Source organism: Novosphingobium sp. KA1, from assembly GCF_017309955.1.
In the GTDB taxonomy this organism is placed as follows: Bacteria; Pseudomonadota; Alphaproteobacteria; order Sphingomonadales; family Sphingomonadaceae; genus Novosphingobium.
In genome coordinates, this window is record NZ_CP021247.1 from 485,254 (window position 1) to 498,720 (window position 13,467).

The 13,467-nt window shown below is 64.2% G+C and carries 19 protein-coding genes; all 19 read left to right on the forward strand.

Annotated elements, in window-relative coordinates; genetic code table 11:
• Positions 1–72: 72 nt before the first annotated feature.
• The 19 genes from CA833_RS02415 to CA833_RS02505 all read left to right on the forward strand — a co-directional run bounded on the left by CA833_RS02415 (position 73) and on the right by CA833_RS02505 (position 13,366).
• On the forward strand, positions 73–258 hold the full coding sequence (locus tag CA833_RS02415) for a hypothetical protein (protein WP_207079122.1): 186 nt from the start codon (positions 73–75) through the stop codon (positions 256–258).
• 23 nt (positions 259–281) lie between these two features.
• Positions 282–563 (forward strand): hypothetical protein, encoded by a 282-nt coding sequence (locus CA833_RS02420; RefSeq protein ID WP_207079123.1) that lies wholly within the window; start codon positions 282–284, stop codon positions 561–563.
• Positions 564–596: 33 nt separating this feature from the next.
• Positions 597–1,241 (forward strand): DUF3164 family protein, encoded by a 645-nt coding sequence (locus CA833_RS02425; protein ID WP_242526232.1) that lies wholly within the window; start codon positions 597–599, stop codon positions 1,239–1,241.
• A 9-nt stretch (positions 1,242–1,250) separates the two neighbouring features.
• Positions 1,251–1,913 carry a hypothetical protein gene (locus CA833_RS02430; RefSeq protein WP_207079124.1) on the forward strand — a complete coding sequence of 221 codons (663 nt, stop codon included), beginning with the start codon at positions 1,251–1,253 and terminating at the stop codon, positions 1,911–1,913.
• A 249-nt stretch (positions 1,914–2,162) separates the two neighbouring features.
• Positions 2,163–2,810 (forward strand): hypothetical protein, encoded by a 648-nt coding sequence (locus CA833_RS02435; RefSeq protein WP_207079125.1) that lies wholly within the window; start codon positions 2,163–2,165, stop codon positions 2,808–2,810.
• On the forward strand, positions 2,743–4,881 hold the full coding sequence (locus CA833_RS02440; protein WP_207079126.1) for a phage terminase large subunit family protein: 2,139 nt from the start codon (positions 2,743–2,745) through the stop codon (positions 4,879–4,881). Before CA833_RS02435 ends, CA833_RS02440 begins: the two co-directional genes overlap by 68 nt.
• Position 4,882: 1 nt before the next feature.
• Complete coding sequence (gpW, locus tag CA833_RS02445) at positions 4,883–5,125, forward strand: gpW family head-tail joining protein (RefSeq protein WP_207079127.1); 243 nt, start codon at positions 4,883–4,885, stop codon at positions 5,123–5,125.
• Between the two features lie 11 nt (positions 5,126–5,136).
• A complete protein-coding gene (locus CA833_RS02450; protein WP_207079128.1) occupies positions 5,137–6,777 on the forward strand; it encodes a phage portal protein in 1,641 nt (546 codons plus the stop codon).
• Positions 6,774–7,664, forward strand: coding sequence for a S49 family peptidase (locus tag CA833_RS02455; RefSeq protein WP_207079129.1), 891 nt, complete (start codon positions 6,774–6,776; stop codon positions 7,662–7,664). The genes CA833_RS02450 and CA833_RS02455 overlap by 4 nt, the downstream gene beginning before the upstream one ends.
• Positions 7,665–7,690: 26 nt before the next feature.
• Positions 7,691–8,302, forward strand: coding sequence for a hypothetical protein (locus CA833_RS02460; protein ID WP_207079130.1), 612 nt, complete (start codon positions 7,691–7,693; stop codon positions 8,300–8,302).
• Positions 8,303–8,326: 24 nt separating this feature from the next.
• Positions 8,327–8,743: a head decoration protein gene (locus CA833_RS02465; RefSeq protein WP_207079131.1), complete on the forward strand. Its 417-nt coding sequence runs from the start codon at positions 8,327–8,329 to the stop codon at positions 8,741–8,743.
• A 68-nt stretch (positions 8,744–8,811) separates the two neighbouring features.
• Entirely contained in the window at positions 8,812–9,864 is a 1,053-nt protein-coding gene (locus CA833_RS02470; RefSeq protein WP_207079132.1) for a major capsid protein, read from the forward strand.
• A gap of 41 nt (positions 9,865–9,905) precedes the next feature.
• Positions 9,906–10,166 (forward strand): hypothetical protein, encoded by a 261-nt coding sequence (locus tag CA833_RS02475; RefSeq protein WP_207079133.1) that lies wholly within the window; start codon positions 9,906–9,908, stop codon positions 10,164–10,166.
• 3 nt (positions 10,167–10,169) lie between these two features.
• Positions 10,170–10,496 (forward strand): hypothetical protein, encoded by a 327-nt coding sequence (locus CA833_RS02480; protein WP_207079134.1) that lies wholly within the window; start codon positions 10,170–10,172, stop codon positions 10,494–10,496.
• The gene (locus CA833_RS02485) at positions 10,493–11,035 is read left to right on the forward strand and encodes a hypothetical protein (RefSeq protein ID WP_207079135.1); all 543 of its coding nucleotides are present in this window, start codon (positions 10,493–10,495) and stop codon (positions 11,033–11,035) included. Before CA833_RS02480 ends, CA833_RS02485 begins: the two co-directional genes overlap by 4 nt.
• Positions 11,036–11,048: 13 nt before the next feature.
• Positions 11,049–11,234: a hypothetical protein gene (locus tag CA833_RS02490; protein ID WP_207079136.1), complete on the forward strand. Its 186-nt coding sequence runs from the start codon at positions 11,049–11,051 to the stop codon at positions 11,232–11,234.
• A gap of 6 nt (positions 11,235–11,240) precedes the next feature.
• Positions 11,241–12,722, forward strand: a complete 1,482-nt coding sequence (locus tag CA833_RS02495; protein ID WP_207079137.1) for a phage tail sheath subtilisin-like domain-containing protein — start codon at positions 11,241–11,243, stop codon at positions 12,720–12,722.
• A gap of 10 nt (positions 12,723–12,732) precedes the next feature.
• Positions 12,733–13,104, forward strand: coding sequence for a phage tail tube protein (locus tag CA833_RS02500; RefSeq protein WP_207079138.1), 372 nt, complete (start codon positions 12,733–12,735; stop codon positions 13,102–13,104).
• A 1-nt stretch (position 13,105) separates the two neighbouring features.
• Complete coding sequence (locus CA833_RS02505; RefSeq protein ID WP_207079139.1) at positions 13,106–13,366, forward strand: phage tail assembly protein; 261 nt, start codon at positions 13,106–13,108, stop codon at positions 13,364–13,366.
• Positions 13,367–13,467 lie beyond the last annotated feature (101 nt).

A 13,467-nucleotide genomic window follows, 5' to 3' on the forward strand; every position in this document is an offset into this window, starting at 1 on the left:
GCTCGAGGAGCGCGCCAGTTCAGTAGCACGCGGCATCACCGCGGCATTTCGAAGCAATCGGAGTTCTCCGACATGATCGACCTTCAACGCGCCGCGCTACTTGCCAAAGGCGATGACAAATTCGCCGTCACCGTATCCCGCAGCTGGCTACGGGAAGTTGTTGCCGAGCTCGCTGCAAGCCGCGCTGACGCAGCGCGCCGGCAGCCGATCGTGCCTCACCTCGATGTTGTCCCGCTCGCCGCAGCCCTCACCCAGTAGTCGTGTCGGCCGTCCTTTCGTACGTGACCGATCTGGCCGGCCCTGCCGGCAACGTCACGTTCCATCGTGAGCGCCAATGGGGACACGGCACCTTCAGGGGATATCGGCACACAATAGCGCTGGAGTTTGTCGGGGGCGCAAAAGTTACCGCCGCCGAAGCGTTCATCGTGGCGTTCCCCGCCCATGAGTTTGACCTCGCCGACGTACTCGTTGCCGAAGCGGCAGTCGTTCATGTCGATCGTGACCTTCGGCCTGCGCCCTGCACTCTCGTCACGATCTGCATTCTCACGCTTGAGACTGCCTGATTTCCGCCGCCCACAATTTCGAGGAACCCGCACGTGAGCGACCAGGACAAGCAATTACCCGGCCGCCGATCCATCGACGGCCACACTTACTTTGTCGCTGGCGACGGCTCCCTCATCCCGGAGGGCACCGTCAAGACGGCCGACAAACTGCAAGACGAGATCGTTCGACGGATCATCGGTGGCGCGCTGCCGCTCTCGGCGTTGGTATCCGACTTCCGCCAGAAGACGTTGGACGAGGTCGACGAGTTCGTTGTTCTTCTCGAACAGGAATACGGCGCACGCCGCGGTGGGTCGAAGGGCAACCTGACCTTCACCAGCTTCGATGGCCTCCTGAAGATCTGCGTGCAGGTGAGCGAGAACGTCGTGTTCGGACCGGAACTGCAGGTCGCCAAGGGCTTGGTCGACCAATGCCTTCGCGAGTGGTCCGCCGGCAGCCGTGATGAGATCCGCGCGATCATCAACCGCGCATTCGATGTCGACAACCAAGGCCGGATCAACCGCAACGATCTCTTCAGCCTGCTTCGGCTCGAAATCGAAGATGCCCGCTGGCAGGACGCCATGCGCGCCATCCGTGACAGCATCCGCGTGGTTGGCTCCAAGCGCTACGTCCGGATGTATCAGCGTACCGACCCGAAAGCAGCCTGGTCCGCGATCTCGATCGACGTTGCCGCGGGATAGGAATACCGGATGACCGTCATCCGTGCTGATTTCGATCTGTCCGTGCTGCAGCGCGCCGCTCGCGCATTCGGCGCCGAGCAGATGCCTTTCGCCGAGGCGCTCGCGCTGACGCGGCTCGCCAAGGGTGTTTCGGCAGAGGAAAGCCGGGCTGTCGTCGACACGTTCGACAATCCGACGCCGTTCACCCAGAAAGCGTTCACCGTCCGTGCCGCGACCAAGGCGGTACCCATCGCCTATGTCAGCGCCAAAGATATAGCGGTACAGTACCTCGCGCCGTATGTCTTCGGAGGCGAGCGATCCCTCGGGGCAAAGCGCACCATGCTTGTCCCCAAGGCGTCCGGCACGAACCAATACGGGAACCTGCCGCGCAACAAGCTCAAGACCCTCAAGGGCAAGCCTAACGTGTTCGTAGGTACGGTCGCGACGAAAGGCGGGCAGCAGATCGCCGGCGTGTGGCAACGTCCCAGCGCCAGCGCCGGCCGTGGTAAACGGAACGCTGGGCGCGCTGCCCAGTCCGGACTGAAGCTGCTCATCCGCTTCAGCGACACGACTGAGGCTCCCAAGCACCTCCCGTTCTTTGAAAGTGCCAGAGCATACGTGGCACGGCACGCCGCGGACGAGTTTCGTGCCGCGCTGCGCCAGGCACTGGCGACATCGAGGGGGCGCCGTTGAAGAAGGATACCGCGTTGACCCATCGCCTTCCCCCTTGGCTCATCAACCTCCTCGATCTGATGGCATTGGTCTGGGTGCTGAAGGCCGCCGTCTGAACGCCCGCCCGCCTCGGACGCGTCGGGGTGCGACCGAGGCGGTTTGGGTCCCTCCCGGGAGTCTGACAACGTGGGTATTGCGCGACCGCGTTGTGTGCCCAGCTACGGGTTCAAAAAGTTGGTTGCGGGGGCAACCTGATCCTCACGGGGCGCTATGACGACGGTATCGCTGACCGCTTACGCCGCGTTGCACGGCGCGAGCCGCCAAGCTGCGGCGAAGTGGAAATCCCGCGGAGTTCTGGTCTTTTCCGGAGAGAGCATCGACATTGCAGCATCCGATGAGAGGATGCGTAAGGCTGGCCTAGGTCGGTTCAAGGACGGGGCGCAGACGGCGCAACCGACACCCGCAAGCGCAACCCGCAACCGCAACCCGGTTGCGTCTGAGGTTGCGGTTGCGGTTGACGAGGTGGTCGACGACCTGCGCGCCGCCGCTGACGGTGGAGAGATCGACGAAGACATCGCCGGCGGCTTCATCGAGCAGCTGCTCGCCGGCCAGTTCAGAACCAAGGTTCAGGCCAGCGCGATCAAGGAAAACGCGCTCGCGCTGAAGCATCTCCTCGTGGCCCAAAAGGAGGCCAGCAAGCTTATCGAGATCGAGGTCGCAGAGTCGGTCATCTTCGAAGACCGGCGCGCGGCGCGCGATGCCTGGATGGCATGGCCCGGCCGCTTCGCTCCGCTGCTGGCCGCAGACCTCGACATCGATAGCGCCAAGCTCACGGAAGCGCTGAAGCCGTATGTCCATCAGCAGCTCGACGAGCTCGGCGAGCCGCTGCTCGACTTCACCGGAGACGGAGAAGGCTGACCGGCTGCGCCGGGCAGCGCGCCGAGGCTGGACGCCGCCTCCCCGCATCAGTCTGCCAGAGTGGGCGGACCGCTTCCGCGTCCTGGCGCGCGAAGCCGGCAGCACATCGGGCAAATACCGAACCGGGCGCGTGGAAATTGCGCGCGGACCGATGCTCGCAGCCACCGAGCCCGGGGTTCGTAAGATTTCGGCGATGGTCGCCACGCAGCTGCTGAAGACCACGCTGATCGAGAACATCGTGGGCTTTCACGTCCACCTCGATCCCTGCCCCATGCTGATCGTGCAGCCAAAGGATGCGGCAGCAGAGCAGTTTTCGAAGGAACGTGTAGGACCATTCATCAAAGCCACACCGGCTCTCCGCAAGCTGGTAGGCCAGACCAAAAGCCGCGATGCCGGCGACACGATCGACTACAAGGCCTTTCCCGGTGGCTTCCTGGGCATTGTCGGCGCCGGCAGTCCGGACAACCTTGCACGCCGCCCTGTCCGTATCGTGCTTTGCGACGAGGTCGACAAATACCTTCCGCTGAAGGAGGGCGATCCCCTCGCGATCGTCGAGGAACGTCAGGCCACCTTTGATTCGAACTCACTCAACGTTGCGGTCTGCTCGCCGACCGTTACCGGCGAGAGCAAGATCGAGGTGCGCTATCTGGCTTCGGATCAGCGCCGCGCTTCGGTCGAATGTCCGGAGTGCGGGCACCGTCAGTTCCCCGACTTTTTCACCCACGTTCACTGGGACAAGGGCGCTGACGACAACTCACACCGGCCGGAAACGGCGCGGGTCTACTGCGAGAAGTGCGGCGTTGGCTGGACTGAAGGGCAACGCCTCCGCGCGTTGACAACGATCCGCTGGCACCAAACGCGGCCGTTCCAATGCTGCGACCAGTGGCAGGTGCCGCAAGAGGCCTACGCAGCTGCCGTAACCGAAGGGCATCCGGATCCGCTCGGCCTGGTCTGGGATTGGTGGGAAAGCCCCCGCCACGCGGTTTATCGGGCCCGATGCCGCGAATGTGGCGACTGGGCAGTTTCGAACGAGCACGCGGGCTTCCAGGCCGGCAAACTGTTCAGTCCTTGGGCAAACGATGCCCCGCCGCGCCAAGCAGCAAAATGGCTGGCAGCGACCGACGAGGACGGAAAGCAGACCTTTTACAACACGCAGCTTGCGCGGACCTACCGGCAGAACGTCGGCAAGGCCATGAACCCGGATACGCTCACTGCAAGGCGCGAGATCTGGGCCGCTCAGGTTCCCGACGGCGTTGCCGTCATCACCTGCGGCATCGACGTCCAGGACTACCGTGTAGAGCTTGAAACCGTCGGTTGGGGGCGCGACGAGGAAAGCTGGTCGATCGACTACGAGATCTTCGACGGCGAGTTCGACGATCCTCGGCTCCAAGCCCGCCTGGACGAGTACCTGCAGAAGAAGTTCTACCGTGCTGACGGTCGCCCTTTCGCGATCCATGCAGCGTGCATCGATACCGGCGGCCACCATACCAACGCCGTCTACGAATTCGCGAAAGCTCGCCTGGGCCGCTTCATCTGGGGCGTAAAAGGCGAGAGCGCGCGAACAGGACAGCGTAACCCGGTCTGGCCTACCAAGCGGCCATCGTCCCGGAGCAAAAAGACCTACCGGCCGATCATCGTCGGCGTGAACGCGGCAAAGGACACGATCCGCAACTATCTCGGCAAGGACCAACCCGGGCCGGGGTACATGCATTTCAACGTCGATCGCGATGCGATCTACTTCGCCCAGCTGACAGCCGAACAGATCGTCCTGAAAGTCATCGGCGGCCAGAAGTTCCGGATCTGGGAACTTCCAGGCGGCCGCGCGAACGAAGCGCTCGACTGTCGTGTCTACGCCTACGCGGCACTGCACGGCCTGATGCACCGCAATTTCAAGCTGAACCGCGAGGCCGATCGGGTCGGCGCAACCGCCGAGGGTCAGACCATCTTGCCGCCGCCGGACACGCCGGCCGCCGCCACGAACACCGAAGCCACCGGCCCAACAATCACCGCTGCCCCAGCAGAGCGGCCGAAGAAGCGATCACTGGGCGCGATGCTTGCCCGAGGAGCATAGAATGAGCGTATTTGCGGGCATGCCGCGCGAGCAGCTGCAAGCCGCCCTCACCGCCGCGCAGCAGGCGCTGATCGAGCTTCAGACCGGCAAGGCCTTCGCCTCCGTCTCGTACTCGCAGGGCGACGGCGCGAAGGCAGTGACCAGGCGCGTTACCTCCGTGGCCGAATGCACGGCCCTCATCGCCCAGCTGCAATCGGCCCTCGGCATGCGCCAACGCCGACGCGCCTTCAGGTTTGTCTTCTGATGGAGGCTCCTGTGAGGATCCTCGATGCGCAGGGGAACCCGATGGCGCCTGCCCGCCGGCCGGCCATGGGTCTCGCCGGCGGCGGCCGCAGCGTACCCTACGACGCGGCAGATCTGCTCGGTTCCCATACCCGGGAGTGGCAGCCCTATCTGTGGTCGCCGGATGGCGAGCTCAATCCGTGGCGCGACACCATCGTTGCCCGCATGCGCGACCTGGTGCGAAACGATGGCTGGGCATCCGGCGCGGTAACCCGCATCTTGGACAATGCCGTCGGCGCCAACTTTCGGCCGATCGCAAAGCCAGACTATCGCGCGCTCGCCATTCTGACGGGCATCAAGGGCTTCGACGAACAGTGGGCCTATGAATACTCGAAAGCGCTCGATGCCAGCTACCGCACCTGGGCGAACAGCCGGGGCCGATGGTGCGATGTTCAGCGGCGGCAGTCGGCATCGCAGCTTTTCAGGCTCGGCTTCCGTCACAAGCTGATCGACGGCGACGCGCTGGCGATGCTCCAGTGGCGACCGGAGCGTCTCGGCCGCGGTCGAGCGCGCTACGCCACCGCGCTGCAGATGATCGATCCGGATCGGCTGTCCAACCCGAACTACAAGTTCGACGATCAGCTGATGCGCGGCGGCTGCGAAGTCGACGACGATGGCGTTACCGTTGGCTACCACGTGCGCCGAGCTCATCAGGGGGATTGGTTCTCGGCGGCAGACAGTCTGCGTTGGGACCGCATCGAGCGTGAGACCGAGTGGGGCCGCCCCGTCATAGTCCACGATTTCGACACGGAGCGCTCTAACCAGCACCGTGGCGGCGTAGGGATCCTCGGCCCCGTCATGACCCGCCTGAAGATGCTCTACCGCTACGATATCGCGGAGCTGGATTCGGCGATCCTCAATGCAATTCTCGGGGCTTGGCTTGAAAGCCCCTTTGACCAGGAGTTCGCTCAGGAAGCGCTGGAAGGTGGCGACAAAATTGGCGCGTACCAAGACGCACGTCTGGACTATCACGAACAGGCGAATATCCGTGTTCCTGGCACCGGCTCGATCCTTCCCAAGCTGTTCCCGGGCGAAGGCATCAAAACACTTGATGCCAAACGGCCCTCAACCAACTTCGCCACTTTCGAAAAAGCGGTGCTTCGCAACGTAGCGTCGGCCGCCGGCATGTCCGCGCAGCAGGTCAGCAATGACTGGAGCGACGTGAACTACAGCTCGGCGCGCGGTGCCATGCTCGAGTTCTGGAAAACGATGACCCGCCGGCGCGACGATTTCGCCGCCGGCTTCTGCCAGCCCATCTTCGGCGCAGTCGTCGAGGAGGCGCACGAGGTTGACGATCTCCCCCTGCCCGCAGGCGCACCGGAATTCCTCGAACATCCCGAGGCCTATTCCCGGGCCAAGTGGATCGGGCCCGGCCGAGGCTGGATCGATCCGGTGAACGAGGTGAAGGGCGCCATCCTAGGCATGGATGCCGCCGTCATGGATTACGACGAGATCTGCGCCGAGCAAGGCGTTGACGGCGACGACATGATCCTCGCGCGCAAGAACACCATCCGCCGGTTCAAGGAAGCCGGGCTCGAACCGCCCAGCTGGGCCGGCATGGGCCTCAACGACGTCCCGGCCAACAAGACGATCGAGGATCCGTCCCCGCAATGACCCGCTTCGCCAACCTCGCCACCCGTCTGTTCAACACGCCGCTCGCCATCCACCCTCGCAAGGCCGAGGTTGTGATGGCGGGGCTGGCCGACCGCCTCGGCATCACCAGTATCGCCCACCTCGACGGCGCGCCGGTGCGGCCGCAAGCGTGGTTCGACGACGATGATGATTTCTTCACCGGCGGCCGCGAAACGCGTGCAGACCCGGGCTATGACGTCTTCAACGGCGTTGCCGTGCTGCCGGTTTCGGGCACGCTGGTCCACAAACTGGGCTCGCTCCGCCCATGGTCGGGCATGACCGGCTATGACGGCATTCGCCAGGCGTTCCTTACAGCGCACGATGATCCGGACGTTTCGGCGATCGCCTGTGTCTATGATTCCGGTGGCGGCGAAGTCGCAGGCTGCGCCGACCTCTTCGAAACCATGCTCGACATGCGTGGCAACAAGCCCTGCTGGTCGATCCTGTCTGAAAGTGCCTATTCGGCTGCCTACTGGCTTGCCTCGACCGCGGACAAGGTCATCGTGCCCCGCACCGGCGGTACGGGCTCGATCGGTGTGATCTGCATGCACGTCGACTGGTCCGAAGCGCTTTCGAAGGCCGGTATGAAGGTCACCTTCATCACGCCGGAGTGGGCCGAACGCAAAGCCGACGGGCACGCTGAGATCCCACTCAGCGCCGAAGCCCTGGCCAACTTCCAGGCGGAGATATCCGCCATGGGCGAGATATTCGCAGACTCGATTGCACGTGCCCGCAATCTCACAACAGACAAGGTCAAGGCCCTGAAGGCCGGGACTTTCATGGGCGCACTCGGCGTCACCCACGGCCTGGCCGATGCGGTGATGGCGCCCGAGCAGGCCTTCGCAGCCCTGCTGGCCGAGGCCGCCTGACCACCAGTACTTACCGGAGACACCCGATGTCGAAGAAAACCCTGGCGACGGGAACGTCCCCGTTCGCCCACCTGCTTTCCGGCTTCCGCGGCGCCAAGCGCGCGGAGGACGATGAACCCGAAATCCCCGAGGGCGAAGAGACCGAAGAGGAACGCGCAGCCTCGGAAGACGACGAGCAGCCCGACGACGAGGCCAAGAAGGCCCGTCGTGCCCGCAAGGCCAAGCGCGCTGAAGACGATGACGAAGATCAGGATCCCGAAGCCGACGACGGCGACGAGGACGAGATCGGCGCCGAGGAAGACATGGACGAGGACGAGCGCAAGGCTTTCCGTCAGGGCGTTGCCCTCGGCCGTGCGCGCGAGAATTCGCGATGCGCCCGCATCTTCCGCCATCAGGGCGCCGGCCCGCGTCCGGATCTTGCCGCCACCTTGGCCTTCGGCACCCGCAACAGCAGCGCTGAAGCGGGCCGCATCCTCGGTACCGTGGGCGAAGGCAAGCAGCCGCGCGGCTCTGGCCTCGATGCCCGCATGAACGCCCGCCGCGAGGCACGCCCTGGAGCCGACGTGTCTTCGTCGACGTCCTCCAAGCCTAATTTCGGCGAGCGCGTTGCCGCGGCCGTGAAGAAGGCCGGCCGTTAAGGCTGGCCACTCAGGAGTAACACCATGGTCACCCCCACCAACTACGGGAACAACCCGTTCCAGCCCGGCATGCAGCAGGACGTGTTCGTCCCCGACCAGCTGATCGCCGGCGATCTGAAGGTCGTTACCAAGACCGGGACGATCGCGGCCGGCGCCGGCGTGCTGAAGCGCGGTACCGTGCTCGGCCAGATCTCGGGCGACGGCACCTACAAGACTGCCCTGCTGGCCTCGAGCGATGGCTCGCAGACGCCGGTAGTCATTCTTGCCGACGACGTCGACGCCAGCGGCGCTGCCGTATTGGCCGGCCTCTATCAGATGGGCGAATTCAACGGCAATGCGGTCACCCTGGGCACGGGCATCACCCTTGCCGCCGCAACGGCCGCGCTCGAACTGAAGAACATCTACCTGAAGACTTCGGTCTCGGCCGCCGACCCGACCTGATCGGGCCTTTCATCCCAACACCATTGTAGGGCGCCTCCGGGCGCCCTTTTCTATTTCAGGAGGGCTGAATGGCCGACTCTCTCTCGTATACGACCGCGGAAATCGTCCAGGTCGTTCCCAACCTCAAGGTTGCGCAGAACTTCCTGCTCGACCGCTTCTTCCCCAATCTCGTCGAATTCGACACCGAGGAAGTCGCGATCGACGTCGATGTCGGTCTGCGCCGCATGTCTCCGTTTTGCTCTCCCCTGGTCGAAGGCAAGCTGGTCGAACAGCGTCGCTACCAGACCAACAAGTTCAAGCCGGCCTACATCAAGGACAAGCGCGCACCGGATCTTCGCAAGCCGGTCCGCCGTCAGATCGGCGAACGCATCGGCGGCGAGCTCTCCGGCGAAGAACGCATGATGGCGAATCTCAACTTCGAGATGAGCGATCAGGTCGACATGGTGAACCGCCGCCTCGAGTGGATGGCCGCCAGCGCCCTCACCTCCGGCACCATCACGATTTCGGGCGATGGCTTCCCCACCACCGTCATCGACTTCGGCCGCGCGTCCACGCTGACCGTCGCGCTCACCGGCGCCGCGCGCTGGGGCCAGACGCTGAACGCCGCCGGGCGTGACACGAACATCGTCGGCCAGATCGACGCATGGGCTGCCGCGATCCTGAAATCGTCGGGCGCTGTGGTGACGGACCTCGTGTTCACGACCACGCCCTGGTCGAAGTTCCTCATGGCGGAAGGCGTCCAGGGCGCGATCTACTACCCTGCCCTTGCCAGCCAAGGTAACGAGATCAACCCGGGTTCGCAGGTCAAGGCCGGCGCCGTCTACAAGGGCCGCTGGGGCCAGTATGACCTCTGGGTCTACAACGACTGGTACATCGACGCGAACGGCGTTGAGCAGCCGATGCTTGCCGACGGTACCGTGATCATGTCGGGCGGCGATGCCCTCATGGGCACCCGCGCCTTCGGCATGATCATCGATCCGCGCTTTGCATACGGTGCCATGGCCTACGCGCCGAAGACCTGGATCCAGGAAGATCCCGCACAGCAGATGCTGATGATGCAGTCGGCTCCGATCGTCATCCCGAGTCGCGTCAACGCCTGCCTCTGCGCAACCGTGCTCTGAGCCCGGCCCACCACCTCCCTCGCATCTGAAGGAACACCACTATGGCAACTGCCAAGAGCACTTCCGCGACCTCGGAAGACGATACCGCCGCCGATACGGCCGAATTCACCGTGGCACCCCGCCGCACCGTGCATATCGACGGTAAGGATTTCGGCCCGGGGCAGACCGTCTCGCTCGATCCGACCGAAGGCGAATATCTGCGCGCGCGCGGCTTCTTCACCGAGGATGACGGCACCGTTGCGGTTTCGGCCTCCGGCCCGGCCGTGAATCAGGAAGACGGCGTCCGCAAGGACGAGGCCTGATCCGTGTCGATCGACTGGGATGACCTTGTCCTCGGCCCGGCGATGGGCCTCTTCGGGGAAAAGGTCATCTACACACCGCGCGGGGGCGCCCCTGTGACGATCCCCGACGCGGTGTTCGACGAGGAAGCGATCGAGCTTCAGCTGGACCAGGATGGCCAAACGACCACCCAACGCCGTCCCGTTCTGGGAATTCGCGCAAGCGCCCTGCCCGTCGAGCCGAAACAGGGCGACCGGGTGAAAATCGTGAAGACCGGCAAGGTCTACGTGGTGCGCGAGCCCATCCCCGATGGCCACGGCCACGTACACCTCAAGCTGATGGCCACCGCATGACGACCTCCCTGGACCTCCTCGATCTCGTCCACGCCGCCATTTTGGCTGCTGGCACCGATGCAGGCGATCGGATCTACCGACCAGGCGACTGGCCGTCGCAGCAGTCAACGGCGCCGCAGATCAAACTGCGGTTGCTGAGCGAAAACCGTGCATCGATTTCGCGCAGCGGTGCACCACAGTTCACCACGACTGCAACGATCCGTGCGTTTCTTGAGCTCCAAGAACCGGCGTCGGAGGATGACGCCGGCGCCGGCATTGCTGAAGCCGCCGCCTGGAAGCTGAAGCGGCAGGCCGAAGTCGCAGTGGTCAACTCCTATCCGTTGACGCTGCAGATCCAGCAGATCGCCAGCATCCGCGCCCAGTTCGCGTTCAAGGCCGAGGGAGCGATGCACCTGGCCATGGTCGTCCTCGATCTGGATCTGGAGTTCTACGAAGGCCCCGACAACTTCGCGCCAGTGCTTGCCGAGGATCTCGACGAGATCTCGCTCACCGCCACCAATTACCCGCCCGTCACCCTGACCGCGGGGCTCACCGAGTAAACAGGAGACCGCCATGCGCGTAGTCAGCGTGCCGGGACGACGCATCGTCGACCCGGTGACCCGCCGCGTCGTCGACGAGCGAGGAATCGTCGTCAATCCCCACGATCCGCACTGGACCCGCCTCATCGATGACGGTGACGTCGCGATCGGCGCCGACGAACCCGTCAGCACCGCCGATGCCGAGGGCGAGAAGGAGTAAGCCCCCATGAGCATCAACTTCTCAAACATCCCGTCGAACCTGCGCGTCCCGCTCTTTTATGCCGAGCTCGATCCGAGGTTCGCCAACACCACTCCAATCGCCCAGCGCGGCTTGCTCGTCGGCCAGATGACCGCAGCCGGGACCTATACGCCCGGCGTGCCCGTCCAGTTGACCTCGGTCGCTGACGGCATCGCGGGCGCCGGTGCAGGATCGGTGCTTGCCGGCATGATCCAGGCCTGGCGGGACAATGACAAAACCGGCGAGGTATGGGTGCTCCCCATCTCGGACGCCGGCGCCGCTACCGCTGCAGCCGGGACGCTTACCATCACCGGTACCGCCACCGGCAGCGGGACGATCCCGCTCTACATCGCCGGGACGAAGGTTTCGGTCGCCGTCGCGGTGGGCGACACCATCGCGGCGATCGCCACGAACGTTGCCGCGCAAATTAATGCGGCCCTGGTACCTGTGACGGCAACGGCCGCCGCCGGCGTCGTGACCCTCACCGCGCGCAACAAGGGCCTGGTGGGCAATGAGATCGACGTTCGCCTGTCCTATCTTGGCAGTGCCGGCGGCGAGACGCTTCCGGCAGGCGTCGCGGTCGCGATCGTTGCCCTGACGGGCGGCGCGACGAACCCGACAATCACGACGCAGCTTGCTGCACTGGGCGACAAGACGTTCGACTTCATCGTCTCCGGACTGAACGACGCCACCTCGCTCGATGCGTTGAAGGCCCTGCAGCTTGATACGACCGGACGCTGGTCGCCGATGCAGCAGCTTTACGGGCACGTCTTCACGGCAGCGCGCGGCACTGCTGGCACGCTGGCGACACTCGGCGTGGGTCGGAACGATCAGCATCTGTCGATCATCGGCTTTAACGACAGCCCCTCCCCGTTCTGGGTCTGGGCAGCTGCACTTGTCGGTCAGGCCGCGGTCAGCCTCCGGGGCGACCCCGCCTTGCCGCTACAGTACCTGACTGTCTCGGGTGTCCTGGCGCCGCCGATCGCATCGCGCTTCTCGATCGGCGTTCGCAACTCCACGCTGCTCTACAGCGGAATCTCGACGTGGCAGGTCGATGCCAGCGGCAACATCGTGATCGAGAACATCATCACGACCTACGTCACGAATTCGCAGGGCAACAGCGACAACTCGTACCTCGAGGTCGAGACGATGTTCACCCTGATGTACGTCCTGCGTTTCATGCGATCGCGCATCGAGACGAAGTTCGGCCGCATGAAGCTGGCGGCGGATGGCACGCGCCTCATCGCCGGCAGCAAGGTCGTTACGCCCTCCTCGATCCGCGCTGACCAGATCGCCGCATATCGAGAGCTCGAGGAAGGCGGCTACGTCCAGAAGTCCGACGAATTCGCGGCGAACCTGATCGTCGAGAAGGACGCCAACACCCCCAACCGCGTGAACGTGCTCTGGCCGGGCACCCTGATCGAGCAGCTGCGCGTCTTCGCGATGCTGGTCCAGTTCCGCCTGACCTGAGGACCCCACGATGGCCACCAACAATCTTATCGCCGGCTTTGCCTTCATCACGATCGACGGCACCTCTTACGCGATCGCCGGCGAAGGCACTTACCGGATCTCGACCAACAAGCGCGACACGCTGATCGGTCAGGACGGCGTTCACGGTTATTCCGAAACGCCCACAGCCGGCATGATCAGCTGGCAGGGCCGCGACAGTGGTGCGCTCAGCATCACCGACCTGAATGATGCCGTCGACGTCACCGTCCAGTTGGAGCTCGCCAACGGCAAGAACGTGATCGCCCGCAACGCCTGGCGCGCCGGCGATCCCGTCGAAGTCAACAGCGAAAATGCAACATTCAACGTCGTGTTCGAATCTGCCGACGTGAAGGAGGTGAAGTGACATGAGCGCCGAAGCTGAAACCCTGGACGAACTTGTTCTGACGCTCCGGAAGCCCGTTGAACACGGCGGCATGACGTACACCCAGCTGACGCTGAAGGAACCCACGGCCGCGCAGTGGAACGAATGGGACGGCAAGAAGGGCGTCGACGCGGATATCACGGCGATCTCCGTGGTCGCGGGCATCCCAAGCCAGGCCGTCGCCAAAATCGGCGCACGAGACCTCATCACCGCTTCGAGGTTCATCGCCCGTTTTTTGGAGTGAGGCCGCCGGACTGGCGCCGGCGCTTGATCCTGATCGGCCGCATGTTCGGCAAACTTCCCGACGAGGTCGCTAACCGGCCGTGGTCGGTCCTGAATGCATGG